21 protein-coding genes are annotated in these 24,228 nt (G+C 65.1%); 12 read left to right on the plus strand and 9 right to left on the minus strand.

Annotated elements, in window-relative coordinates:
• Positions 1-13: 13 nt before the first annotated feature.
• The 8 genes from AC1RB9_RS03025 to lptD all read right to left on the minus strand — a co-directional run bounded on the left by AC1RB9_RS03025 (position 14) and on the right by lptD (position 9,829).
• Positions 14-1,936 (minus strand): PrkA family serine protein kinase, encoded by a 1,923-nt coding sequence (locus AC1RB9_RS03025; protein WP_003085078.1) that lies wholly within the window; start codon positions 1,934-1,936, stop codon positions 14-16.
• A gap of 278 nt (positions 1,937-2,214) precedes the next feature.
• Positions 2,215-2,547: a thiosulfate sulfurtransferase GlpE gene (glpE, locus tag AC1RB9_RS03030; protein ID WP_003099577.1), complete on the minus strand. Its 333-nt coding sequence runs from the start codon at positions 2,545-2,547 to the stop codon at positions 2,215-2,217.
• A gap of 43 nt (positions 2,548-2,590) precedes the next feature.
• Positions 2,591-3,442 carry a symmetrical bis(5'-nucleosyl)-tetraphosphatase gene (locus AC1RB9_RS03035; protein ID WP_003113213.1) on the minus strand — a complete coding sequence of 284 codons (852 nt, stop codon included), beginning with the start codon at positions 3,440-3,442 and terminating at the stop codon, positions 2,591-2,593.
• On the minus strand, positions 3,442-3,822 hold the full coding sequence (gene apaG, locus AC1RB9_RS03040) for a Co2+/Mg2+ efflux protein ApaG (protein WP_003085085.1): 381 nt from the start codon (positions 3,820-3,822) through the stop codon (positions 3,442-3,444). Before apaG ends, AC1RB9_RS03035 begins: the two co-directional genes overlap by 1 nt.
• Before the next feature lie 36 nt (positions 3,823-3,858).
• Positions 3,859-4,665 (minus strand): 16S rRNA (adenine(1518)-N(6)/adenine(1519)-N(6))-dimethyltransferase RsmA, encoded by an 807-nt coding sequence (gene rsmA / locus AC1RB9_RS03045; protein WP_003161932.1) that lies wholly within the window; start codon positions 4,663-4,665, stop codon positions 3,859-3,861.
• A 115-nt stretch (positions 4,666-4,780) separates the two neighbouring features.
• Positions 4,781-5,767, minus strand: a complete 987-nt coding sequence (gene pdxA, locus AC1RB9_RS03050; RefSeq protein WP_003459378.1) for a 4-hydroxythreonine-4-phosphate dehydrogenase PdxA — start codon at positions 5,765-5,767, stop codon at positions 4,781-4,783.
• Positions 5,764-7,056 (minus strand): peptidylprolyl isomerase, encoded by a 1,293-nt coding sequence (locus AC1RB9_RS03055; RefSeq protein ID WP_003109024.1) that lies wholly within the window; start codon positions 7,054-7,056, stop codon positions 5,764-5,766. The genes pdxA and AC1RB9_RS03055 overlap by 4 nt, the downstream gene beginning before the upstream one ends.
• Positions 7,037-9,829, minus strand: a complete 2,793-nt coding sequence (gene lptD / locus AC1RB9_RS03060; RefSeq protein ID WP_003459402.1) for an LPS-assembly protein LptD — start codon at positions 9,827-9,829, stop codon at positions 7,037-7,039. The genes AC1RB9_RS03055 and lptD overlap by 20 nt, the downstream gene beginning before the upstream one ends.
• Before the next feature lie 126 nt (positions 9,830-9,955).
• On the opposite strand from lptD, the gene AC1RB9_RS03065 reads away from it, so the two are divergent.
• Genes AC1RB9_RS03065 through AC1RB9_RS03075 form a run of 3 tightly spaced genes read left to right on the plus strand, consistent with a single transcriptional unit; the run spans position 9,956 to position 12,403 of the window.
• Entirely contained in the window at positions 9,956-10,972 is a 1,017-nt protein-coding gene (locus tag AC1RB9_RS03065; RefSeq protein WP_003099554.1) for an aminoglycoside phosphotransferase family protein, read from the plus strand.
• Positions 10,969-11,643: an N-acetylmuramate alpha-1-phosphate uridylyltransferase MurU gene (gene murU, locus AC1RB9_RS03070; RefSeq protein WP_003099549.1), complete on the plus strand. Its 675-nt coding sequence runs from the start codon at positions 10,969-10,971 to the stop codon at positions 11,641-11,643. The genes AC1RB9_RS03065 and murU overlap by 4 nt, the downstream gene beginning before the upstream one ends.
• A 1-nt stretch (position 11,644) precedes the next feature.
• Complete coding sequence (locus AC1RB9_RS03075) at positions 11,645-12,403, plus strand: DnaJ domain-containing protein (RefSeq protein WP_003459406.1); 759 nt, start codon at positions 11,645-11,647, stop codon at positions 12,401-12,403.
• Here AC1RB9_RS03075 and AC1RB9_RS03080 read toward each other — a convergent pair whose 3' ends face one another.
• Entirely contained in the window at positions 12,404-13,465 is a 1,062-nt protein-coding gene (locus tag AC1RB9_RS03080) for an alpha/beta hydrolase family protein (RefSeq protein ID WP_003099546.1), read from the minus strand.
• Positions 13,466-13,616: 151 nt separating this feature from the next.
• On the opposite strand from AC1RB9_RS03080, the gene AC1RB9_RS03085 reads away from it, so the two are divergent.
• The 9 genes from AC1RB9_RS03085 to AC1RB9_RS03125 all read left to right on the plus strand — a co-directional run bounded on the left by AC1RB9_RS03085 (position 13,617) and on the right by AC1RB9_RS03125 (position 24,210).
• Positions 13,617-16,010, plus strand: coding sequence for a PAS domain-containing sensor histidine kinase (locus AC1RB9_RS03085; RefSeq protein ID WP_003459408.1), 2,394 nt, complete (start codon positions 13,617-13,619; stop codon positions 16,008-16,010).
• A 45-nt stretch (positions 16,011-16,055) separates the two neighbouring features.
• Positions 16,056-16,688, plus strand: a complete 633-nt coding sequence (locus tag AC1RB9_RS03090) for a response regulator (RefSeq protein WP_003085103.1) — start codon at positions 16,056-16,058, stop codon at positions 16,686-16,688.
• Between the two features lie 128 nt (positions 16,689-16,816).
• Complete coding sequence (locus AC1RB9_RS03095; protein ID WP_003085106.1) at positions 16,817-17,851, plus strand: polyamine ABC transporter substrate-binding protein; 1,035 nt, start codon at positions 16,817-16,819, stop codon at positions 17,849-17,851.
• Between the two features lie 233 nt (positions 17,852-18,084).
• Positions 18,085-19,194, plus strand: coding sequence for an ABC transporter ATP-binding protein (locus tag AC1RB9_RS03100; RefSeq protein WP_003085109.1), 1,110 nt, complete (start codon positions 18,085-18,087; stop codon positions 19,192-19,194).
• A gap of 55 nt (positions 19,195-19,249) precedes the next feature.
• Complete coding sequence (locus AC1RB9_RS03105) at positions 19,250-20,296, plus strand: ABC transporter substrate-binding protein (RefSeq protein WP_003099539.1); 1,047 nt, start codon at positions 19,250-19,252, stop codon at positions 20,294-20,296.
• Positions 20,297-20,410: 114 nt separating this feature from the next.
• Complete coding sequence (locus AC1RB9_RS03110) at positions 20,411-21,658, plus strand: ABC transporter permease (RefSeq protein ID WP_003459412.1); 1,248 nt, start codon at positions 20,411-20,413, stop codon at positions 21,656-21,658.
• Positions 21,659-21,763: 105 nt separating this feature from the next.
• Positions 21,764-22,594: an ABC transporter permease gene (locus tag AC1RB9_RS03115; RefSeq protein ID WP_003099535.1), complete on the plus strand. Its 831-nt coding sequence runs from the start codon at positions 21,764-21,766 to the stop codon at positions 22,592-22,594.
• Between the two features lie 123 nt (positions 22,595-22,717).
• Positions 22,718-23,392, plus strand: coding sequence for a ribulose-phosphate 3-epimerase (gene rpe / locus AC1RB9_RS03120; protein WP_003085122.1), 675 nt, complete (start codon positions 22,718-22,720; stop codon positions 23,390-23,392).
• A complete protein-coding gene (locus tag AC1RB9_RS03125) occupies positions 23,392-24,210 on the plus strand; it encodes a phosphoglycolate phosphatase (protein ID WP_003099532.1) in 819 nt (272 codons plus the stop codon). Before rpe ends, AC1RB9_RS03125 begins: the two co-directional genes overlap by 1 nt.
• Positions 24,211-24,228: the final 18 nt, after the last annotated feature.

Raw genomic sequence — 24,228 nt, forward strand, 5'->3', positions numbered from 1 at the left:
TACCGATGGCAGACTACTGCGACTTGCGAACCCGCAGGTACCATTCCGACAGCAGGCGGACCTGCTTCTCGGTGTAGCCGCGCTCGACCATGCGTTTGACGAAGTCGTTGTGCTTCTGCTGGTCCTCCTTGCTGGCCTTGGCGTTGAAGCTGATGACCGGAAGCAGGTCCTCGGTGTTGGAGAACATCTTCTTCTCGATCACTACGCGCAGCTTCTCGTAGGACAGCCAGCTCGGGTTCTTGCCGTTGTTGCCGGCGCGGGCGCGCAGCACGAAGTTGACGATCTCGTTGCGGAAGTCCTTCGGGTTGCTGATGCCGGCGGGTTTCTCGATCTTCTCCAGTTCCTCGTTGAGGGCGGCGCGGTTGAGGATCTCGCCGGTTTCCGGGTCGCGGTATTCCTGGTCCTGGATCCAGAAGTCGGCGTACAGCACATAGCGGTCGAAGATGTTCTGACCGTATTCGCTGTAGGACTCCAGGTAGGCGGTCTGGATTTCCTTGCCGATGAACTCGACGTAGCGCGGCGCCAGGTATTCCTTGATGAAGCGCAGGTAGCGCTCGCGGGTTTCCGGCTGGAACTGTTCCTGCTCGATCTGCTGTTCGAGGACGTAGAGCAGGTGCACCGGGTTGGCCGCTACCTCGTGCGGGTCGAAGTTGAATACCTTGGAGAGGATCTTGAAGGCGAAGCGGGTGGAAAGCCCGGCCATGCCTTCGTCGACCCCGGCCGAGTCGCGGTATTCCTGGATCGACTTGGCCTTGGGATCGGTATCTTTCAGGTTTTCGCCGTCATATACCCGCATCTTCGAGTAGATATTCGAGTTTTCCGGCTCTTTCAGCCTCGACAGCACGGAGAACTGCGAGAGCATCTTCAGGGTGTCCGGCGCGCAGTGGGCATGCGCCAGCGAGCTGTTGACCAGCAACTTGTCGTAGATCTTGATCTCGTCCGCCACGCGCAGGCAGTACGGCACCTTGACGATGTAGATGCGGTCGATGAAGGCCTCGTTGTTCTTGTTGTTGCGGAAACTGTGCCATTCCGATTCGTTGGAGTGAGCCAGGATGATGCCGCTGTAGGGCAGGGCGCCGAGACCTTCGGTGCTGTTGTAGTTGCCTTCCTGGGTCGCGGTCAGCAGCGGGTGCAGGACCTTGATCGGGGCCTTGAACATCTCGACGAATTCCATCAGGCCCTGGTTGGCCCGGCAGAGGGCGCCCGAATAGCTGTAGGCGTCCGCGTCGTTCTGCGGGTATTCCTCCAGCTTGCGGATGTCGACCTTGCCGACCAGCGCGGATATATCCTGGTTGTTCTCGTCGCCGGGTTCGGTCTTGGCGATGGCGATCTGGTTGAGGATCGAGGGGTACAGCTTGACCACGCGGAACTGGCTGATGTCGCCGCCGAACTCGTTGAGGCGCTTGGTTGCCCAGGGCGACATGATCGAGCGCAGGTAGCGCCTCGGGATGCCGTAGTCCTCCTCGAGGATGGCGCCGTCTTCGTCGGGGTTGAACAAGCCCAGCGGCGACTCGAAGACCGGTGAGCCCTTGATCGCGTAGAAGGGCACCTTCTCCATCAGTTGCTTGAGTTTTTCCGCCAGGGAGGATTTACCGCCGCCGACCGGGCCGAGCAGGTAAAGGATCTGCTTCTTCTCCTCCAGGCCCTGGGCCGCGTGGCGGAAGAACGCGACGATCTGGTCGATGCATTCCTCCATGCCGTGGAAGTCGGCGAACGCCGGGTAGCGGCGAATCACCTTGTTGGAGAAGATCCGCGACAGCCTGGAGTCCACCGAGGTGTCCAGCAATTCCGGCTCGCCGATCGCCATCAGCAGGCGCTCGGCGGCAGAGGCATAGGCTGTCTTGTCTTGCTTGCAGAGGTCGAGATATTCCTGGAGGGAATATTCCTCTTGGCGGGTCGCTTCGAAGCGTTCCTGGAAGTGACTGAAAATGCTCATGACGTCTCCTCGCTCGATGCAGTGAGCCGGCGCGGGATCGGTCGTGCGGGTGCGGGGGGGCCGCCAGCCAGGCCGGCGAGAATCCCCCAGACTCCGTCGCTGCACGGTGCTTCCCTTTCCGCCAGCGCTCCTAACGGTCACAGCCGATGGCCCGGAAGCCGGTGTGCCGGCTCTCCCCTGTTTTGGATGGCCTGAGGAAAAGAATAGTTCGTTCTGGACGGAGTAAAGGAAGAAAGGCGAGAGAAGTTACAGTTTTTTTGGCGGGGTAGCGGCGCGGCCTACTCCGCTTCGCCGCTGCTGGTATCCGCGGGATAGACGCTGCGCCATAGCTCGAAGCCGCCGTCGAGGCTGTAGACGTCGCTGAAGCCCTGCTGGATGAAATAGGCGGCGGCGCTCTGGCTGGAGTTACCGTGGTAGCAGACCACCACCAGCGGAGCGTCGAGGTCGGCGGCGGCGATGAAGTCCGCCACCGAGTGGTTGTCGATGTGCCGCGAGCCGCTGATGTGGCCGACAGCGAAGCTCTGCGGGTCGCGGATGTCGACCACCTGGGCGCCGTTTTCGCGGAGCTGGCGGGCCTGTTCGGGGGCGATGCGCTGGAAGGTGTCGCTCATGTCGGGGTACCTGTGTACAGGGCGTCCACCGGACGCCGGGGATTCATGCGGGCGTGGCGGCGGGTCTGGCCGGCGCGCGCTGTTCGGCGCAATCGCAGCTCAGGCGTTCGCCGCTGTCGACGTTCAGCAGGGTCATCCGCGCGCCCCAGACGCAGCCGGTGTCCAGGGCGAACAGGCCGGGCTCGTCGCAGTGGCCTTCGAGGGCCGCCCAGTGGCCGAAGATGATCTTCTCGCCGCGGGTCTTGCGCGAAGGGAAGCTGAACCAGGGGGCGTAGCCGGGCGGCGCGGTGTCGAGGCCTTCCTTGCTCTTCAGGTCGAGCTTGCCATCTTCGGTGCAGAAACGCATGCGGGTGAAGTAGTTGGTGATCACCCTCAGGCGGTCGATGCCATGCAGCTTCTTGTCCCACTTGGCCGGTTCGTTGCCGTACATGCCGTCGAGGAACAGCGGCAGGCGCTGGTCGTCGCGCAATGCTTGCTCCACCTCGGCTGCGCGCAGGCGGGCTTTTTCCAGGCTCCACTGCGGGGGGATGCCGGCATGCACCAGGGCGACCTTGCGTTGTTCGTCGTAGTGCAGCAGCGGCAGGCGACGCAGCCAGTCGAGCAGTGGCTCGCGGTCCGGCGCCTCGAGGATTTCCCGCAGCGTGTCGGACTTCTTCAGGCGCTCGGACTTGTGCGCCACCGCCAGCAGGTGCAGGTCGTGGTTGCCCAGGACGCTGACCACCGACTCGCGCATGGCATAGAGGAAGCGCAGCGTCTCCAGGGACTGCGGGCCGCGGTTGACCAGGTCGCCGACCAGCCACAGGCGGTCCTTGGCCGGGTCGAAGGCGACGCGCTCCAGCAGGCATTTCAGGGGATCCAGGCAACCCTGCAGGTCGCCTACCGCGTAGACCGCCATCAGTGCAGCGCTCCCGGTACGGCCAGGCGAAACACCGGGATCGCGGCGTCGAAGGCGATTCCGTCGCTGCCGAGCATCTGGTAGCTGCCGCGCATGCTGCCGACCCGGGTCGCCAGCACCGTGCCGCTGGTGTAGGTGTGTTGCGCGCCGGGGGCGATCAGCGGTTGCTCGCCGACCACGCCGGCGCCGCGAACTTCCTGGGTACGGCCGTCGCCGTCGGTGATGATCCAGTGGCGCGACAGCAGTTGGGCCGGAACCTCGCCCTGGTTCTCGATGGTCACCGTGTAGGCGAAGGCGAAACGGTTCTGCTCCGGGGCGGACTGTTCCGGAAGGTAGCGGGTGTCGACCCTGACGTTGACCTGGTGCTGGGTATCGCTCATACGGCTTGCCTGATTCCTGACGAGTGTCTCACCAGACTAACGATTGCCTGGCAGCTCGGCCAGCCGGTTGGCCAGGCGGACGAATGCGGCCAGGTCGAGTTGTTCGGGACGGAGGGTCGGATCGACCTCTGCGGCCTCGATGTCCTCGACGCTCAGGAGAGGCTTGAGGGTATTGCGCAGGGTCTTGCGGCGCTGGTTGAAGGCCTCGCGGACCACCCGCTCGAGCAGTTTCGGATCGCGTGCCGGATGGGGCGGCTCGGCGAAGGGGGTGAGACGGACGATGGCCGAGTCGACCTTGGGCGGCGGGTTGAACGCGCCGGGGCCGACGTTGAACAGGTGCTCCACCCGACAGTGATACTGGACCATGATCGAAAGCCGGCCCCAGTCCCCGCCGCCCGGCGTGGCCGCCAGGCGCTCGACCACTTCCTTCTGCAGCATGAAGTGCATGTCCTCGATCACCGGCGCGTACTCCAGCAGATGGAAGATCAGTGGCGTGGAGATGTTGTAGGGCAGGTTGCCGACCACTCGCAGCTTCTCGCCGCTCTCCACCAGCGAGGCGAAATCGAACTTGAGGGCGTCGCCCTGGTGCAGGCTGAAGCGCGACTCGAGGCCGAATTTCAGCTTCAACAGGGGGATCAGGTCCTGGTCGAGCTCGATCACGTCCAGGCGTGCGCCGCTGCCCAGCAGTCCCTCGGTCAGGGCGCCCTGGCCCGGGCCGATCTCCAGCAGGCGCTGACCCTCGCGGGCATGGATGGCACGGAGGATGCGGTGAATCACCCCGGCATCGTGCAGGAAGTTCTGGCCGAAGCGCTTGCGCGCGCGGTGTTGGTAAAGCTCGGACATTGGAAACGGTTCCAGGCTGCGGGCCCCAGGCCAAGGCGGGAGGCGCGGATGCGAAAGGGCGCCATTTTAACAGCGAAGCGTCGGGCCGGCAGGGCTAAACGATGGCCGACCGCCGTCAGCAGCGGCTGGCCGCCATCTGGTAGGCGGTTTCCAGGGCGACCTGCAGGCTGCCGCTATCGATGCGGCCGCTTCCGGCCAGGTCGAGCGCGGTACCGTGGTCGACAGAGGTGCGGATGATCGGCAGGCCGAGGGTCACGTTCACGGCGGCACCGAAGCCCTTGTACTTGAGCACGGGGAGACCCTGGTCGTGGTACATCGCCAGCACTGCGTCGCAATGCTCCAGGTGCTTGGGAGTGAACAGGGTGTCGGCCGGCAGCGGGCCGATCAGGTCGAGGCCTTCGCCACGCAGGCGCTCGAGGCAGGGTTCGATCACCTCGATCTCTTCCCGGCCCAGGTGACCGCCTTCGCCGGCGTGCGGGTTGAGTCCGCAGACCAGGATGCGCGGATGGGCGATGCCGAACTTGTCGCGCAGGTCGGCGTGGAGGATGCGCGCGACCCGGGACAGGCGCTCGTCGCTAATGGCGTCGGCGACCTCGCGCAGCGGCAGGTGGGTGGTCGCCAGGGCCACGCGCAGGCCGCGAGTGGCCAGCATCATCACCACCTGGGCGGTGTGGGTGAGGTCGGCGAGGAATTCGGTATGGCCGGAAAAGGGGATGCCGGCTTCGTTGATCACGCCCTTGTGCACCGGTGCGGTGATCATCCCGGCGAAGTGCCCGTCGAGGCAGCCCTGGCCGGCGCGGGTCAGGGTTTCCAGGACGTAGGCGGCGTTGGCTCGGTCCAATTGCCCGGGCCGGACCGGGGCGGCCAGGGGCGTATCCCATATGTACAGTTGGCCGGCCTTGGCCGGTCGCTCTGGCCAGGCGGCCGGGGAAACGTCCTTGAGGTCGATCGCCAGGCCCAGTTGGCCGGCGCGCTCTTGCAGGAGCGTGCGGCTGGCGATGGCGATCAGGGGGTGGGGCTGGGCGGAGCGGGTGAGCAGCAGGCACAGATCGGGTCCGATACCTGCCGGCTCGCCGGGAGTGAGCGCGAAGCGCAGGCTCACTGCTTGATTTCCACGTAGGCCTCGTCGCGGATCTGCCGCAGCCAGGCTTGCAGTTCCTCGTCATACTTGCGGTTGCGCAGTACGCTTACCGCCTGCTGCTCGCGGAACTTCTCGCTGCTGTCGGTGGCGCGACGGCCGAGGACCTGCAGGATGTGCCAGCCGAACTGCGAGCGGAACGGTTTGGACAGCTCGCCCTGCGGGGTATCGTTCATCACCTGACGGAACTCGGGCACCAGGGCTTCCGGATCGATCCAGTTCAGGTCGCCGCCGTTGAGGGCGGAACCCGGATCTTCGGAGAAGCTCTTCGCCAGTTCGCCGAAGTCTTCCCCGGACTGGATGCGCTCGTACAGCTTCTGCGCCAGCTTCTCGGTCTCCGCTTCGCTGCGGATTTCGCTGGGCTTGAGCAGGATATGGCGGACATGCACCTCGTCACGGACCATCTTGCTGCCGCCGCGCTTCTCTTCCAGCTTGAGGATGATGAAGCCGCCGGGGGTGCGGACAGGCTCGGTGACGTCGCCGACGGCCAGGGAGCCGATCATGCTGTCGAACGGCTGCGGCAACTGGGCAGCCTTGCGCCAGCCGATCTCGCCGCCTTCCAGGGCGTTGTCGCCGGCCGAGCGGGAAATCGCCAGTTGGCCGAAGTCGGCGCCCTGCTTGAGCTGCTGGTAGAGCTCCTGGGCCTGCCTTGCGGCGGCCTGGATCACGTCCGAGGACGCGGCTTCCGGCACCGGGATCAGGATATTGGCCAGGCGGTACTCTTCGGAAAGCTGGATCTTGCCCATGTCCGAGGCAAGGAAGTTCTTCACCTCCTGCTCGCTGACCTGGATGCGCTCGGCGACCCGGCGCTGACGCACACGGCTGATCACCATCTCGCGACGGACTTGCTCGCGGGCGTCGGCGTAGGACAGGCCGTCGCGGGTGAGGGCGGCCTGGAACTGCTCCAGGCTCATGCCGTTGCGCTGGGCGATGGTGCCCATCGCCTGGTTCAGCTCCTCGTCGGAGATACGGATGCCGGAGCGGTCGCCGATCTGCTGCTGGATGTTCTCGATGATCAGGCGTTCCAGCACCTGCTGGGTCAGCACGTGCTCGGGCGGCAGCGGCGCGCCGCGCTTGAGCAGCGTCTGGTGCACTTCACGCAGGCGCTGGTCGAGCTGGCTCTGCATGATCACATCGTTGTCGACGATGGCGACGACCCGGTCCAGTGGTACCACTTCGGCATGCGCGAAGGAGCAAAGGAGTGCTGCGCCCAATGCAAGGGGGCGCAGCCGATTACATAGCTTGATCTTCACGTTGACGATAACCTTGGATGCCTTTGTCGAGGAACATTTCCGTCTTGTTGCCTACGATGCCGCCGAGGCCCTTCAGGACGATCTGCAGGAAGACGCCGCGGTCGGCCTTTGCGTTCTGCGTAAGGAAGGCATCGTCGTCCACATCCAGCCAATAACGGTTGATCAGACGCAGCTTCCAGCAGCAGCTGTCGTATTCGAAGCCACCGAAGGCTTCGAGGGTGCGGTTCTTGTTGTAGTCGTACTGCCAGCGGGCGAGCACGGACCACTGCGGCACCATCGGCCAGATGACCGAGAAGTCGTGCTGTTTGATGATGTCGTCCTCGCGGCCGTACATGAACCGTCCCGTGGAGCTGTTGAAGCGGCGAGCATCTTCGCGGTAGCGATAGCCAGCATTGACCACCTTGTTTGGATTGTCTTCTGGCTGATAGTGGAACATGGCGCTGCCAGATTCTGTACGACTGGTGTTGGGATTCCAGTTGAAGTCGGAGCTGACCCTCCAGTCGCGGTTGAAGCGGTATTGCCCCATCAGTGCATATGGAGAACGCCAGCTATCGGTATCCGGATCTTTCAGATCAGGATTGGTCGCACGCAGACGATCCAAATCTTTTTCGGTCAGGCCGGGCAGTTGTACACGACGATCACGGAAGTAGTAAATCTGTCCAGCACTCAAGCTGGCGCGCTCGAATCCATTGGGTTCGATGAAGCGGGTAGTCACGCCGAGCGACAATTGGTTGGCGTCTCCGATACGGTCACGGCCGGAGAACCGATTCTCTCGCCAGAGGGAGTCATAGCTGAACGACGGTTCGCTGGTGTCGAATACTGGAATATTGTCCTGGTCCTTGTACGGAACGTACAGATACATCGCTCTTGGTTCCAGGGTTTGCCGAAACTGCGTGCCGGCAAAGGTCATATCACGGTCAAAATACAGGCCACTGTCAACCTTGGCCAACGGAAGCGAGCGATCCTGACTGCTATCGAATGTTTCGTCATATGCAGTAAGGGTTTGCTTGCCCTGGCTGTCCAGATCCAGATCGTACTTCGTATAGAGGAACTTCAGGGTCGGGGTCAGATAACCCCAACTCCGGGTCATCGGCAGACTCATGCCGGGTTCCAGGTGTGCCCGGTCGCCATTGGCCCGGGCCAGACCCTTCAGGTTGTTGTCGACACGGGGTACTCGGGAACCGATAGGGTCGTTCTCGTCCGCGATGTAGTATCCGTCATCGAGGTCTCTGTCGAAGCGGACGAATTCGGTTTTGTAGTCGAATTTCAGGCCGCCCGGATTGTATGGCAAGAAACCGTCGAAGGTGACCTGCGGCAGACGGTTGTAAGGCGTCACGTCGGTGGTGGTCGCCAGTTGATAACCTTGCAGGTTCAGGCGACCGGTAAAGGTATCGCCCCGGTAGGTCACGCTGCCGCGCTGATTGACATAGGTGGTACTGCCTACACCCAGGTCAGTATCCAGGTCCTGGAAGTAATAGGGATCGCTGATCCGCGTGTAGTCGACCTCGGCCAGCCAGCGCGAATCGAGGCCGGTGGTGTTCTTGAGGCCGTACAGCCAGCGGTCCTTGCTGTAGTCCGGGAAGTTCTCGCGGTGATCGTCCTTGTCGTTCAGGTAGGCGGCGTTGACGGTGCCTTCGCTGCTGTGGGTCAGGTAGCGGAACTCGCCTTCCAGCATCATGCCGCGCTTGGCCATGTAGCGCGGGTACAACGTGGCGTCGTAGTTCGGCGCCAGGTTGAAGTAGTACGGGGTGACCAGGGTGAAGCCGGTGTCGCTGGTGCTGCTGAAGCTCGGCGGCAGGAAGCCGGACTGGCGGCGGTCGTCGATCGGGAAATAGATGTACGGGGTGTAGAACACCGGGAAGTCTTTGACCCGCAGGGTCGCGTTGGTCGCGGTGCCGAAGCCGGTGGCCGGGTTCAGCTTGACGTTGTTGCCCTTCAGGGTCCAGGCGTTGCTGCTCGGTTCGCAGCGGGTGTAGGTGCCATCCTTGAGCATGATGATGGCGTTCTCGCTGCGCTTGGCGTAGAGCGCGCTGCCGCGGGCATGGGCCTTGTGGATCACGTACTCGGCGTTGTCGACCTGGGCTTCGCCGTTGTCCAGCTGGACCTGGGCGTGGTCGCCGACCACCAGCATGCCCTTGTCGCGCAGCTTGACGTTGCCGACCAGTTCGCCGCGGTTTTCCAGCTGGTGCAGGTTGGCCTCGTCGCCTTCCACCTGCATGCTTCCCTGGCGCAGGACCACGTCACCGGCGAGGGTGGCGATCTGTTTTTCCTGCTCGTAGCGCGAAGCCTTGGCGGATACGTAGGTCGGGCTCTCGTCGCTGGGCGCGCCGTCATCCATGCCCGGACGCACCGGCTCGATGTAGGAGCCGCCGCAATAGGGGCCGATTTCCGCCAACTGGGCGGCGGTCAGTTTTTCCCGAGGAATCCAGTCGAGGTGCGAATAGTCCGCACTGCGGGATTTCAGCGCGCGACCGCCGGACTCGGTGACCAGGCGCTGGGTCGGCTCTGCCTCGACGGTTTCGCCTCCGCTGCCGGACACGCTGCTGCCCGCCGCGGCGGTGCTGACCGAGGTCGCGGTATGCGCCGGGCGCGGTGGCAGGTTGGCATTGGCGTTCTGCAGCGGGGAGCAATCCCAGCCGCCGGTGGCCGACACCTTGCAGTCGAACTGATCGGCGGCCTGTACAGTCAATGCTGCGACCGGCTGCAGAGCCAGCAGGCTGCCGGTGACCAGCAGGGGAAACTTTCTTCGAAACACGAGGGATTTCACTGCCATCTTGTTAATCCGGGCTTCCTGCGCGCCATCGGCCCGGTGGGCCGCACGCCTCTCGATGGGCTGAAAAAGATGCTGGATAATAAAGCATGACCTGCGCAACGGCTAGGGCCGTGGAGAACCCCGTAAATGTCTGATGATGCCCGTTTCCAGCAGCTGAATCGCTGGTTGGACTCTTGTTTGCCCGAGTTGTTCGTTGCCGAAGGTTGGGGGGAAGTGCCCCCCGCCGAACTGATCCCGGCCAGTAGCGACGCCAGCTTCCGTCGTTATTTCCGCTGGCAGGGAGGGGACCGCAGCCTGGTGGTGATGGACGCGCCGCCGCCCCAGGAAGACTGCCGACCGTTCGTCAAGGTCGCCGGACTGCTCGCCGGAGCCGGCGTGCATGTGCCGAGGATTCTCGCCCAGGATCTGGAGAACGGTTTCCTGCTGCTCAGTGACCTGGGCCGGCAGACCTACCTCGACGTGCTTCATCCCGGGAATGCCGACGAGCTGTTCGAACCGGCCCTGGATGCGCTGATCGCCTTCCAGAAGGTCGATGTCGCCGGTGTCCTGCCTGCCTACGACGAAGCGGTGCTGCGCCGCGAGCTGCAGCTGTTCCCCGACTGGTACCTGGCCCGCCACCTCGGCGTGGAGCTGGAGGGCGAGACGCTGGCCCGCTGGAAACGGATCTGCGACCTGCTGGTACGCAGCGCGCTGGAGCAGCCGCGGGTGTTCGTCCATCGCGACTATATGCCGCGCAATCTGATGCTCAGCGAGCCCAACCCGGGCGTCCTCGACTTCCAGGACGCCCTGCACGGCCCGGTCACCTACGATGTCACCTGCCTGTACAAGGACGCCTTCGTCAGTTGGCCGGAGCCGCGCGTGCATGCCGCGCTGAACCGTTACTGGAAGAAGGCGACCTGGGCCGGCATCCCGCTGCCGCCAAGCTTCGAAGACTTCCTCCGTGCCAGCGACCTGATGGGCGTGCAGCGCCACCTGAAGGTGATTGGCATCTTCGCCCGTATCTGTCACCGCGACGGCAAGCCGCGCTACCTGGGTGACGTGCCGCGCTTCTTCCGTTATCTGGAAACCGCCGTGGCGCGCCGTCCCGAGCTGGCCGAACTGGGCGAGCTGCTGGCCTCGCTGCCGCAGGGAGCCGAGGCATGAAGGCGATGATCCTCGCCGCCGGGCGTGGCGAGCGCATGCGGCCGACCACCCTGCACACGCCCAAGCCGCTGATCGAGGCCGCCGGCGTGCCATTGATCGAGCGTCAGTTGCTGGCGCTGCGCCAGGCCGGAGTCGACGACTGGGTGATCAACCATGCCTGGCTTGGCGAGCAGATCGAGGCCTATCTCGGCGACGGTTCGCGCCTGGGCGGGCGGATCGCCTATTCCCCGGAGGGTGAACCGCTGGAAACCGGTGGCGGAATCTTCCGCGCCCTGCCGTTGCTCGGCGAGCAGCCGTTCCTGTTGCTCAACGGCGATGTCTGGAGCGACTTCGACTACTCTCGGCTGCATCTTGCCGACGGCGACCTGGCGCATCTGGTGCTGGTCGACAACCCGGCGCACCATCCCGCCGGCGATTTCCACCTGGATGCCGGCGGACGGGTGGGCGAGACCCGCGAAGCGGGCGGCAACCTTACCTACAGCGGGATCGCCGTACTGCATCCCGCGCTGTTCGAGGGCTGCCAGCCGGGCGCCTTCAAGCTGGCGCCGCTATTGCGCAAGGCCATCGCCGCGGGGCGGGTCAGCGGCGAACACCATCGTGGGCAGTGGGTCGACGTCGGTACCCACGAGCGCCTGGCGGAAGTCGAGCGATTGCTGGCGGAGCACGCCTGAGATGCTCTGGCCCGCTACGCTGATCGGAGCCGGAGCCGGCTGGGCCCTGGCCAGCATCCCCGGCGCCCTGCTCGGCGGCCTGCTGGGGCAACTGCTGGACCGCAGGTTGCGCCTGGAGTCCTGGCGCGGCCTGCTGGCGCGCTTGCGCGGGCGGGCGGTGAACGATGAGGACGACCTGCTGTTTCAGTTGCTCGGCTATCTGGCCAAGAGCGGCGGGCGGGTGGATGAGATGCATATCCGCCAGGCGCGCGAGGAGATGGCGTTGCGCAAGCTCGATAGGCGAGCCCAGCGGCGTGCCATCGCGTCCTTCGGCAAGGGCAAGGCCGGCATCGCCCATCTGCAGGCGGAGGTCGCGCGTCTGAAGGGCGAACGTGCGGAGGCAGTATTGCTCGCCTGCTGGCGGATGGCCTGGGCTGGCGGCGTGCTCAGCCAGTCGGCGCGACAACTGGTGTTGCAATGGGGGCGCTGGCTGGGTTGGTCGGCGGAGCGAACGGAACGCTTGTCGGCGCGGGTCATGCCGAAGCGGACGCGCGCTGTCGCCCGGGATAGCTACCGTGAGGCCCTGCTGCTGCTCGGCGTGGAGGCCGGAAGCGAGCCGGCGCTGATCAAACGCGCCTATCGCAAGCTGATCAGCCAGCACCATCCGGACAAACTGGCGGGAGCCGGCGCCAGCGTCGAGCGCGTGCGTGCGGCTACCGAGAAAACCCGTGAATTGCAGGCGGCCTACGCCCTGGTCCGAGAGCGTGAGGGGTTTCGCTGATCACTCCGCAGGTTTCTGCGCATCGGCCTGCAGGTGAAGGCTGAGCCAGCCGCGGATTCGTCGGTACAGTTGCTCCTGCTCCGCCTTGGGGTCGGCCGGTAGCGCCTGCATCGCGATTTGTACGTAGGCCGGGTGTTTCTGCCGCTTGCCGGCCTGCATGCGCAGCCTGGCCGCCTCGCGGTCGGCGCGGGCGTCGCGGTAATAGAAGTCGCCGGTCGCCAGTTTCAGCTTCGGCACCATATCTTCCAGCGCCGGGCGAAAATCGCGCGGTACCTCCGCGGCAACCAGCAGCAGGTTGTGGATTTCCGCAGGCTCCTTCTCCGCCAGGTAGCGTGCCGCCCAATAGGCGCCCGTGCCATGACCGAGCAGGACGACGCTTTTCGGTTCGTGCTGCAGGGCCAGGTCGATGCTCGCCTGCAGGCGCGCCATGACCCGTTCGGCGTGCGCCTTGCGCTGCTCGACCGGATCGATGGCTGGGGGAGGGGCCTGGTCCTCGCTCTGCGCCGGTTCGCCGCTGCCGGCTTCGGCGGTGCTTTCCGGCGCCGGCGCGTTGCCGCTTTCGCCTTTCACGTCAGGCTTGCTTGCGCTGTCCGCGGCGCTGGCGTCCTTGTCGGCGCTGGCGCTGGCGGCGGATTCCGCAGGGCGGGTAACCGGCGCGGTGCTCTGCGGGTCGGGCAGGGCCAGGCTCAGGGTCTGCCAGCCGGCATCCGGCAGTTTGCGCCTTAGCGGGCCGATGGCTTGCGGCCAGTCCGGACTTTCGCCATCACCGGGAACCAGGATCACCACACCTTCGGCCTCGGCGGTGTTGGCTGGCAACCAGAGGGTGAGGAAGCTTTCGTCGCCGGCCTTGAGGATCTGCTGGCCGTCCTCCGGCAACTGGCGCTCCAGCCCCTTGGCCTCGTCCTGGCTGCGCTCGCTGACCGCCGGGCGTTCCACGGGGGCCTGCGGCTGGTCCTTGGCGGCCTCCTCTTCGGCATGAACGAAAGCCGGCGGCAGGAAAGCGGCGGCCAATAGCAGCGGCAGCAGGGCGGAGGGCTTCGGCAGTAGAGAGAAGGCCGGCATTGGAAATTCCCGATAGACAATCCAGAAGGCAGCCTAAACCCAGAGCACTTCTTTGTCAGGCCGAGCCTTCGCATGGTTCGCCGGTCGCGCTCGCGGTAAGGTATGCCCGCTTTTCCTTCCGTTGCGGTGTATTCCGTGGAGTGTCGCCGGCATGTTGCGTCGTTGCTGTCTGCTCTTCTTCTGTCTGCTGTTGAGCCTGCCCGTGCGAGCGGAGGAGTCGGTCGCCTTGCCGCTGACGGCGGAGCTACGGACCTGGCTGGCGGAGCATCGGGAATTGCGCGTCGGGGTGGTCACCGAAGCGCCCTATGCCCAGTACGACCGCCGCCTGCAACAGTATTCCGGGGCCAACGTGGAGCTGATGGGCTGGCTGGCCACGGCAATGCAGGTGACCTTGCGGTGGCAGGGCTATCCCGACCAGGCGGCGCTCGACGATGCCCTGCGCGCTGGGCGCGTGGATATCGCTCCCGGCCTCAGCCAGACCCCAGCCGGGCTGCGCTTGTGGCTGTTCTCCGATCCCTACCTGCGGGTTTCCCGGCTGGTGGTGGGGAAGCGCGATGGCAGCGGCAGCGTCGAATTGGAGCAACTGGAGCGCGATACCCGGGTTGCCGTGCGGGCCGGCAGTTCGGTAGCCGACTACCTCAGCAGCACCTATAGCGGCCTGCAGTGGGTGTCGGCCGATTCCGAACGCGAGGTGCTGCGCGCCGTGCTCGCCGGACAGGCACGCTACGCGGTGATCGACGAAGCGCAACTCAGCCGCCTGACCCGCGAACCGGAGTTCGCCGAGCTAGCGGTGGTTGGCGATATCGGCTACCCGCAGCTGCTGCGGGTGGCGACCCGTCGCGACTGGCCGGAACTGGCGATGGTGGTCGACCAGGCGTTGCGCTCGCTGCCGCGCAAGTCCCTGGACCAGTTGCACGAGCGCTGGTTGCAACCCAAGTATCCGCGCCTCGGCGAGTCGCCGGGGTTCTGGCAGAACCTGTCGATCCTCCTCGGCCTGCTGCTGGCCGGCGCGCTGGCGGCGGTGTTCCTCCAGCGGCGCCAGCAGCATGCGCTGGAAGCCCGGCTGTACGGCGCCCGCCGCGACCTGGAGCTGCGCCAGGCGGCCGAGGAGGCGCTGCGCCTGACCCAGTTCTCCATCGACAACAGCACCCTGGGCATCCTCTGGGTCAATTGGGACAGCCGCGTACGCTACGCCAACCGCGCCGCCGAACAGATGCTCGGCCATGCCGACGGTCAACTCGTGGACCGTCCGCTGGCCGACTTCGAGCCCGGCCTGGACATGGACCGCTGGTTGAATCTTTGGCGTCGTGCGCGCAATAGCGAGGAGGGCCCGCTCAGCTTCGAGACCCGCTGCCTGCGCGCCGACGGCAGTTGGCTGCCGGCCGACGTCTCGCTTAGCTTCCTGCGCTTCGGCACGTCCGAGTATCTGGTGGTGTTCCTCAGCGACGTCACCGAGCGCCGCCGTGCCCGCGAGGCATTGCAGGAAAGCGAGGCGCGGATGAAGGGCATCGCCTCCAACGTGCCGGGCATGGTCTTCCGCCTGGAGCGCCCGCGGGCCGGCGCGTTTTCCGACTTCGCCTATATCAGCGAGGGCAGCGAGGCGCTGGTCGGCTACAGCGCTCGCGAACTGATCGAAAGCGGCCGCGGCATTCGTGGCCTGGTCCATCCCGACGACCGCGAGCGCTACTGGTCGAGCCAGATGGCTGCCCTCGACGAGAATCGCGACTGGCATTGGCAGGGCCGCATCCTCACCCGCCAGGGCGAATTGCGCTGGGCCGACATCAAGGCTTCGGCGCGCTGTTTCGAGGATGGTCGCGCGGTCTGGGACGGGGTGGTCTGGGACATCACCGCGAACAAGCAGATCGAACTCGAACTCGGCGAGTCGCGCGCCCAGCTCCGCGAGCTGTCGGCGCACCTGGAGTCGGTGCGGGAGGAGGAGAAGGCGCGTATCGCCCGCGAGGTCCATGATGAGCTGGGCCAGGTGCTGACGGTGCTGAAGCTGGAAACCTCGATGTGCGAGCTGGCCTATGCCGATGCCCAGGAGGGCCTGCGCGAACGCCTGGGCAACATGAAAAAGCTGATCGCCCAGTTGTTCCAGCTGGTGCGCGACGTGGCTACCGCACTGCGCCCGCCGATCCTCGACGCCGGAATCGGCTCGGCGGTGGAGTGGCAGGCGCGGCGCTTCGAGGCGCGCACGCAGATTCCCTGCCTGGTGGAGGTGCCGGAGAACTCGCCGCAGTTGGTCGACGCCAAGGCTATCGGCCTGTTCCGCATCCTCCAGGAGGCGTTGACCAATGTCATGCGGCATGCCGAGGCGCATACTGTGCAACTGCGTCTGCTGCGCGAGGGCGACGAGCTGTGCCTGAGCGTCAGCGACGACGGTCGCGGGTTCGATGTTGCCACGGTGGGGCGTGGCAGTTCCTTCGGCCTGGTCGGCATGCGCGAGCGGGTGCTGATGATGGGCGGTACGCTGGACATCGACAGTGCCCCCGGCGAGGGCACCACGCTCAGCGTGAGGATTCCGCTGGGCGTCGCGAGCCCGTGACAAGAACAACCGCCGGCAAGGCGGAACAGCGTGAGGCAGCAAAGAGTGGTGATCCGAGTCCTGGTCGCTGAAGACCACACGATCGTCAGGGAAGGCATCAAGCAACTGATTGGCATGGCCAAGGACCTGCAGGTGGTCGGCGAGGCCACCAATGGCGAGCAGTTGCTGGAAACCCTGCGCGGAACGCCTTGCGAGGTGGTCCTGCTGGATATCTCCATGCCCGGCGTCAATGGCCTCGAGGCGATTCCGCGGATTCGCGCGCTGAACGAGCCGCCGGCGATCCTGGTGCTGTCGATGCACGACGAGGCGCAGATGGCCGCCCGCGCCCTGAAGATAGGTGCTGCCGGCTATGCCACCAAGGACAGCGATCCGGCATTGCTGCTCACCGCGATCCGCAGGGTCGCCGGCGGCGGACGCTACATCGACCCGGACCTTGCCGATCGGATGGTCTTCGAGGTTGGCCTGACCGATTCGCGTCCGCCCCATGCGCTGCTCTCCGAGCGCGAGTTCTCGGTGTTCGAGCGGCTGGTGCAGGGCGCCAACGTCAACGAGATCGCCCAGCAACTGGCGGTCAGCAACAAAACCATCAGTACCCACAAGGCACGCCTGATGCAGAAGCTCAACGCGCATTCGGTAGCCGACCTGGTGCGCTACGCGATGGAGCACCGCCTGCTCTGACAGGGGCGTTCGCCCAGGTTTTGCTCGCGGCTTGTGCGCCAGGTCCGGTTTTCGCGATCTGCTGTCTACCTGGCTTCCGCGCGGCAGGGAATGATGCTTGCCGGCCAACACGATAAGGAGAAGAAACGATGTTGCCAGCCATGAGGACGGGCCTGTTGTGCGCCCTTCTCGGAGTTACCGCGCCCGCCTGGGCGGAATACGTGACCGTGATTTCCTTCGGCGGCGCCAACAAGGAAGCCCAGGAAACCGCGTTCTACAAACCCTTCAAGAGCGCCACCGGCAATCGCGTGGTGCATGGCTCCTACAATGGCGACCTGGCCAAGCTCAAGCGCATGGTGGAGATCAGCCACGTCTCCTGGGACGTGGTGGAAGTCGAGGCGCCGGAGCTGGCGCGCGGTTGCGAGGAAGGTCTGTTCGAGAAGCTGGACATGGCGAAGGTCGGCGATCCCGCGGATTTCGTTCCCGGCGCGGTGCAGCCCTGCGGAGTCGGCATCTTCGTCTGGACCACGCTGCTTGCCTACAACCCCGGCAAGGTTGCGGGCAGCCCGCAGGGCTGGGCGGATTTCTGGGACGTGAAGAAGTTTCCCGGCAAGCGCGGCCTGCGCTGGGGCGCCAAGTACAGCCTGGAGTTCGCCCTGATGGCCGATGGCGTGGCGCCGAAGGACGTCTACCAGACGCTGGCGACGCCCGCCGGCGTCGAGCGGGCATTCCGCAAGCTCGACGAGCTGAAGCCCTATATCCATTGGTGGAAGTCCGGGCAGGACCCTGTGCGCGACCTGGCTGATGGCACGGTGGTGATGAGTTCGGCCTACAACGGGCGGATCGCCGCGGCGCAGGCCGAGAAGCAGCGCCTGGCAATGGTCTGGAGCGGCGGCGTCTACGATTTCGACTTCTGGGCGCTGCCGGTCGGGGTTTGGAAGAAGCAGTTGGCCGAGGAGTTCATCCGTTTCGCCAGCCAGCCGGAGCAGCAGAAGGCTTTCGCCGAGAACATCGCCTACGGCCCGGCCAACCGCAAGGCGGTAGGCCTCCTCGATCCGCAAGTGGCTGCCAACCTGCCGACCGCACCGCAGAACATGCAGAACGCGGTGGGTATGAACGTGGCCTTCTGGGCGGAGCACGGCGAGGCCCTGGAGCAGCGTTTCCAGAACTGGGCCAAGCGCTGAGGAGGCCGTTGCGCGCCAGCCGGAGAGCGCTGGCGCGCAAACCTTTGCCCTTCTCGAAAGCCCCTTCCCAGAGCGGTCTGGCCCATTCCGGGGGGCATCTTTTTTGTAGGGCGATTCCTACAAAGAGCTTTCCTTTCCCCTGATAGAAAACTCTCTTGCCGGCCGATTTGCGTCCTGCGCCGGGTTCTCTAGGCTGTTCGCACAGCATCCATAAAACGAACAAAGGTGCGGTTATGGCCGAGACTCAAGGCGGCGATGTGCTGGTCAGCTTCCGTGGCGTGCAGAAAAGCTACGACGGCGAGACCCTCATCGTGAAGGATCTCAACCTGGACATTCGCAAGGGCGAATTCCTCACCCTGCTCGGCCCCTCCGGGTCCGGCAAGACCACCAGCCTGATGATGCTGGCCGGTTTCGAAACCCCCACCGCCGGCGAAATCCTCCTGGCCGGTCGCTCGATCAACAATGTCCCTCCGCACAAGCGCGACATCGGCATGGTGTTCCAGAACTATGCGCTGTTCCCGCACATGACCGTGGCCGAGAACCTGGCCTTTCCCCTCAGCGTCCGTGGCATGAGCAAGACCGACGTGAAGGAAAGGGTCAAGCGCGCGTTGTCGATGGTCCAGCTCGACGCCTTCGCCGGGCGTTATCCGGCGCAGCTTTCCGGTGGCCAGCAGCAGCGCGTGGCGCTGGCCCGCGCGCTGGTCTTCGAGCCGCAACTGGTGCTGATGGACGAGCCCCTGGGAGCGCTGGACAAGCAACTTCGCGAGCACATGCAGATGGAAATCAAGCATCTGCACCAGCGCCTCGGTGTCACCGTGGTCTACGTCACCCACGACCAGGGCGAGGCGCTGACCATGTCCGACCGGGTGGCGGTGTTCCACCAGGGCGAAATCCAGCAGATCGAGCCGCCGCGCAATCTCTACGAGCAGCCGCGCAACACCTTCGTGGCCAACTTCATCGGTGAGAACAACCGTCTATCCGGGCAGCTTCTCAGTTGCGACGGCGAGCGCTGCGTGGTCGGACTGCCGCGCGGCGAGAAGGTCGAGGCGCTGGCGGTCAACGTCGGCCAGCCGGGCGAGCCGGTGACCTTGTCGATCCGCCCCGAGCGGGTGCGCCTGAACGGTGCCAGCGAGTCTTGCGTCAACCGTTTCTCCGGCCGCGTGGCCGAGTTCGTCTACCTGGGCGACCACGTGCGTGTGCGCCTGGAGGTCTGCGGCCGCGACGACTTCTTCGTCAAGCAGCCGATCGCCGAGCTGGACCCGACGCTGAGCGTCGGTGATGTGGTTCCGCTGGGCTGGCAGGTCGAGCATGTGAGGGCGCTCGACCCTCTGCCGGCGGCGTGAGCGCCGGCAGTCCCGAACCGTACCGAAGCAACCCTGCACTGTGGAGAGAACAATAATGTCGAAATCCCTGAAAGCGGCCAGCCTGAAGTTCGCCACCCTGGCGGCCGGCCTGGCCTGCGCGGCCCAGGCCATGGCGGTGGACCTGACCGTGGTGTCCTTCGGCGGGGCCAACAAGAGCGCCCAGATCAAGGCGTTCTACGAGCCCTACCAGAAAGCCACCGGCAACAGGATCGTCGCCGGCGAATACAACGGCGAGATGGCCAAGGTCAAGGCCATGGTCGATACCAACAGCGTCTCCTGGGACCTGGTGGAAGTGGAGTCGCCGGAGCTGTCGCGCGGCTGCGACGAAGGCCTGTTCGAGGAACTCGACCCGGCGCAGTTCGGTAAGACCGAGGACTTCGTGCCCGGCGCCATCCAACCGTGCGGCGTGGGTTTCTTCGTCTGGTCCACGGTGCTCGCCTACAACGCCGACAAGCTGAAAAGCGCGCCGACCAGTTGGGCGGACTTCTGGGACATCAAGAAATTCCCCGGCAAGCGCGGCCTGCGCAAGGGCGCCAAGTACACCCTCGAATTCGCCCTGATGGCCGATGGCGTGGCGCCGAAGGACGTCTACGGCGTGCTCGCCACCAAGGAAGGCCAGGATCGTGCCTTCAAGAAGCTCGACGAGATCAAGTCGAGCATCCAGTGGTGGGAGGCGGGCGCCCAGCCGCCGCAGTACCTGGCTTCCGGCGATGTGGTGATGAGCTCTGCCTACAACGGTCGGATCGCCGCGGTGCAGAAGGAAAGCAACCTGAAGGTGGTATGGAACGGCGGCATCTACGATTTCGACGCCTGGGCCATCCCGAAGGGGGCGAAGAAACGGGAAGAGACCCTGAAGTTCATCGCCTTCTCGGTGCAGCCCCAGCAGCAGAAGACTTACTCGGAAAACATCGCCTACGGTCCGGCCAACAAGCAGGCGGTGCCGCTGCTGGACAAGGCCCTGCTGAAGGACATGCCGACCACTCCGGAAAACATCCAGAACCAGGTGGCAATGGACGTGACCTTCTGGGCCGACTACGGCGAACAACTGGAACAGCGCTTCAACGCCTGGGCGGCCAGGTAATCCTCGCCTGACCCTCCAGAGAGGGCCGGAGGGGCCGCCGCGCGGCGGCTCCTCCTACCGTTCCACACTTTCCAGGGTCGCTCCCGACGGCCCGCTTTTTTTCCGGAGTTCGCTATGGCCACAGCTGTGCCCATGTCCCAGGCCGCCGGCAGCACCCTCAAGCAACGCCTGGCGCGCGCCGAGCGGATGAACCGCCTGAAGTCCCAGGCGCTGATCCTGCCCCTGCTGGCCTTCCTGGTCCTGACCTTCCTGGTGCCGATCGCCGCCCTGCTCTACAAGAGCGTGTCCAACCCGGAAGTGGTTCGCTCGTTGCCGCTGACGGTAGAAGCCATCTCCGCCTGGGACGGCAAGTCGCTGCCGGCCGACGCCGTCTACAAGGCGCTCAGCCAGGATCTCGCCGAGGCTCGTCGCAACCAGACCATCGGCGATCTCTCCAAGCGCCTGAACATGGAACTGGCCGGTTATCGCAGCCTGATGGCGAAGACCGCGCGCAAGCTGCCGTTCAAGGAGGAGCCCGCTTCCTACAAGGACGCCATGGAGCAGCTCGACGAGCGCTGGGGCGACCCCGCCTACTGGCAGGTGATCCGCCGCAACGCCGGCAGCTATACGCCCTATTACCTGCTCGCAGCCCTCGACCACCGGATCGACGATCTCGGCGAAGTGGCGCGCGCCACCCCGGACCAGGCCATCTACCTGGACATCTTCGCCCGCACCTTCTGGATGGGCGCGGTGATCACCGTCATCTGCCTGCTGCTGGCCTACCCGCTGGCCTACCTGCTGGCCAACCTGCCGACGCGCAAGAGCAACCTGCTGATGATCCTGGTCCTGCTGCCGTTCTGGACCTCGATCCTGGTACGTGTCGCTGCCTGGATCGTCCTGCTGCAATCGGGTGGCCTGATCAACGGCGCGCTGCTCAAGCTCGGCCTGATCGACCAGCCGCTGCAACTGGTGTTCAACCGCACCGGCGTATACATCGCGATGGTGCACATCATGCTGCCGTTCATGATCCTGCCGATCTACAGCGTGATGAAAGGCATTTCGCCGAGCTACATGCGCGCCGCGATTTCCCTCGGCTGCCACCCGTTCGCCAGCTTCTGGCGGGTGTATTTCCCACAGACCGTCGCGGGCGTCGGCGCCGGTTGCCTGCTGGTGTTCATCCTGTCCATCGGCTACTACATCACCCCGGCGCTGCTGGGCAGCCCGAACGACCAGATGGTCAGCTACTTCGTCGCCTTCTATACCAACAGCACCATCAACTGGGGCATGGCCACCGCCCTCGGCGGCCTGCTCCTGCTCGCCACCCTGGTGCTCTACGTCGTCTACAGCTGGCTGGTGGGCGCCAGCCGCCTGCGCCTGGGATAGAGGGCCTTCCGAGAAGGCCAACCGATTCCCCTCTGCCTTCGGAAAAAAGGTTGCCCGGAGGGCGGGGAGAGGGGGATCCGCACGAAACACATTGGAGAGCGAGTCATGCTGAGTCCCTACATGTCCCCGGTCGAGCGCCTGTGGTTCTACTCCCTGCGCATCCTCTGCGGCCTGGTACTGCTGTTCCTGGTACTGCCGGTGCTGGTCATCGTGCCGCTGTCGTTCAACTCCGGCACCTTCCTGGTCTACCCGCTGCAAGGGTTCTCCCTGCGCTGGTACGCCGACTTCTTCCAGTCCGCCGAGTGGATGCGCTCGTTGACCAACAGCATGATCGTCGCTCCGGCGGCGACCCTGCTGGCAATGGTCTTCGGCACTCTGGCCGCGATCGGCCTGACCCGCGGCGAGTTCCGCGGCAAGGCACTGGTGATGAGCCTGATGATTTCGCCGATGGTGGTGCCGGTGGTGATCATCGGCGTGGCCAGCTACCTGTTCTTCGCTCCGCTGGGGCTCGGCAACAGCTACCTGTCGCTGATCGTGGTGCATGCGGTGCTCGGCGTGCCGTTCGTGATCATCACCGTCTCCGCGACCCTGCAGGGGTTCAACTACAACCTGGTGCGCGCCGCCGCCAGCCTCGGCGCGCCGCCGCTGACCACCTTCTTCCGGGTGACCCTGCCGCTGATCGCTCCGGGAGTGATTTCCGGCGCGCTGTTCGCCTTCGCCACCTCGTTCGACGAAGTGGTAGTGACCCTCTTCCTCGCCGGTCCCGAGCAGGCCACCCTGCCGCGGCAGATGTTCAGCGGCATTCGCGAGAACCTGAGCCCCACCATTGCCGCCGCGGCGACCTTGCTGATCGGTTTCTCCGTACTGCTGTTGCTGACCCTGGAATGGCTGCGCGGGCGCAGCGAGAAGATGCGTACCGCACAACCCGGCGGCTGAGGCGCAGGGCGCGCCCGGCTTGGTCCGGGCGTCGGCTGCTGCGGCGAAAAGTCGTCATTTTCACCGCCAAAAACCGATAACGGCTACAATGCGCGCCTTCCGTGATCCCCTTTGAGGTGCGCCATGCAACCCTTCGCCATCGCTCCGTCGATCCTTTCCGCCGATTTCGCCCGCCTGGGCGAGGACGTGGACAAGGTGCTCGCCGCCGGTGCCGACATCGTTCACTTCGACGTGATGGACAACCACTACGTGCCGAACCTGACCATCGGCCCGATGGTCTGCTCGGCGCTGCGCAAGTACGGCGTGAGCGCGCCGATCGACGTGCACCTGATGGTGTCCCCGGTGGATCGCATCATCGGCGACTTCATCGAAGCTGGCGCCACCTACATCACCTTCCATCCGGAAGCTTCACAGCACATCGACCGTTCCCTGCAACTGATCCGTGACGGCGGTTGCAAGGCGGGCCTGGTGTTCAACCCGGCCACTCCGCTGGAGGTGCTGAAGTACGTGATGGACAAGGTCGACATGGTCCTGCTGATGAGCGTCAACCCCGGCTTCGGCGGGCAGAAATTCATCCCCGGTACCCTCGACAAGTTGCGCGAGGCACGCGCCCTGATCGATGCCTCCGGTCGCGAGATCCGCCTGGAGATCGATGGCGGCGTCAACGTCAAGAACATCCGTGAGATCGCCGCGGCGGGCGCCGATACCTTCGTCGCCGGCTCGGCCATCTTCAACGCCCCGGACTACGCCGAGGTCATCCGCGCCATGCATGCCGAACTGGCCCAGGCGCACCAGTAATGAGCGCTGCGGAGCCGTTCTTCGCCACGCGCCTGCCGCGTCTGGTGATGTTCGACCTGGATGGCACGCTGGTCGATTCCGTTCCCGACCTCACCGCCGCGGTCGACAGCATGCTCGCCAGCCTCGGGCGGCCGCCGGCGGGCATCGAGAAGGTCCGCCAGTGGATCGGTAACGGCGCACGCGTCCTGGTGCGTCGCGCCCTGGCCGGAAGCATCGAGCACGACGGCATCGGTGAGGAGGAAACCGAAGCCGCGCTGGCGTTGTTCATGGAGGCCTATGCCGACAGTCATGCGCTCACCGAGGTCTACCCCGGCGTCGTCGACACCCTCAAGTGGCTCAAGCGCAACGGCGTGGAAATGGCGCTGATCACCAACAAGCCGGAGCGCTTCGTCGCTCCGCTGCTGGATGAGATGAAGCTGGGTCGCTATTTTCGCTGGATCATCGGCGGCGACACCCTGCCGCAGCAGAAGCCCGACCCGGCGGCGCTGCTGTTCGTGATGAAGATGGCCGGCATCGAGCCCGAAGATGCGTTGTTCGTCGGTGACTCGCGCAACGACGTGCTCGCCGCCAAAGCTGCCGGCGTGCGCTGCGCGGCGCTGACCTATGGCTACAACCACGGCCGGCCGATCGCCGAGGAAGCGCCCACCCTGGTCATCGACAACCTGCGCGACCTGCTGCCTTGCGCCGACCAGGCCGCTGAGATAGTGTTGCCGGACGACTCCCTTTCCCCCTCCGACCAGCGAGATCAAGCCGTGGCGGTCAGCAAACTCTGGATGAAGGTCATCAAGGCCCTGGCGCGTTGGCGCTGGCGCGCCTGACATCATCCTCCGCCGGAT

The sequence above is a fragment of the Pseudomonas sp. 20-5 genome, assembly GCF_056782835.1.

Bases quoted from the DNA above. Each gene is read 5' to 3' on its own strand.
- AC1RB9_RS03095 (WP_003085106.1), top strand. From the start codon at position 16,817: ATGTTGCCAGCCATGAGGACGGGCCTGTTGTGCGCCCTTCTCGGAGTT.
- lptD (WP_003459402.1), bottom strand. From the start codon at position 9,829: ATGGCAGTGAAATCCCTCGTGTTTCGAAGAAAGTTTCCCCTGCTGGTC.
- rpe (WP_003085122.1), top strand. From the start codon at position 22,718: ATGCAACCCTTCGCCATCGCTCCGTCGATCCTTTCCGCCGATTTCGCC.
- apaG (WP_003085085.1), bottom strand. From the start codon at position 3,822: ATGAGCGATACCCAGCACCAGGTCAACGTCAGGGTCGACACCCGCTAC.
- AC1RB9_RS03105 (WP_003099539.1), top strand. From the start codon at position 19,250: ATGTCGAAATCCCTGAAAGCGGCCAGCCTGAAGTTCGCCACCCTGGCG.
- glpE (WP_003099577.1), bottom strand. From the start codon at position 2,547: ATGAGCGACACCTTCCAGCGCATCGCCCCCGAACAGGCCCGCCAGCTC.
- AC1RB9_RS03115 (WP_003099535.1), top strand. From the start codon at position 21,764: ATGCTGAGTCCCTACATGTCCCCGGTCGAGCGCCTGTGGTTCTACTCC.
- AC1RB9_RS03085 (WP_003459408.1), top strand. From the start codon at position 13,617: ATGTTGCGTCGTTGCTGTCTGCTCTTCTTCTGTCTGCTGTTGAGCCTG.
- AC1RB9_RS03035 (WP_003113213.1), bottom strand. From the start codon at position 3,442: ATGGCGGTCTACGCGGTAGGCGACCTGCAGGGTTGCCTGGATCCCCTG.
- murU (WP_003099549.1), top strand. From the start codon at position 10,969: ATGAAGGCGATGATCCTCGCCGCCGGGCGTGGCGAGCGCATGCGGCCG.
- rsmA (WP_003161932.1), bottom strand. From the start codon at position 4,665: ATGTCCGAGCTTTACCAACACCGCGCGCGCAAGCGCTTCGGCCAGAAC.
- AC1RB9_RS03125 (WP_003099532.1), top strand. From the start codon at position 23,392: ATGAGCGCTGCGGAGCCGTTCTTCGCCACGCGCCTGCCGCGTCTGGTG.
- AC1RB9_RS03065 (WP_003099554.1), top strand. From the start codon at position 9,956: ATGTCTGATGATGCCCGTTTCCAGCAGCTGAATCGCTGGTTGGACTCT.
- AC1RB9_RS03110 (WP_003459412.1), top strand. From the start codon at position 20,411: ATGGCCACAGCTGTGCCCATGTCCCAGGCCGCCGGCAGCACCCTCAAG.
- AC1RB9_RS03100 (WP_003085109.1), top strand. From the start codon at position 18,085: ATGGCCGAGACTCAAGGCGGCGATGTGCTGGTCAGCTTCCGTGGCGTG.
- AC1RB9_RS03080 (WP_003099546.1), bottom strand. From the start codon at position 13,465: ATGCCGGCCTTCTCTCTACTGCCGAAGCCCTCCGCCCTGCTGCCGCTG.
- AC1RB9_RS03075 (WP_003459406.1), top strand. From the start codon at position 11,645: ATGCTCTGGCCCGCTACGCTGATCGGAGCCGGAGCCGGCTGGGCCCTG.
- AC1RB9_RS03025 (WP_003085078.1), bottom strand. From the start codon at position 1,936: ATGAGCATTTTCAGTCACTTCCAGGAACGCTTCGAAGCGACCCGCCAA.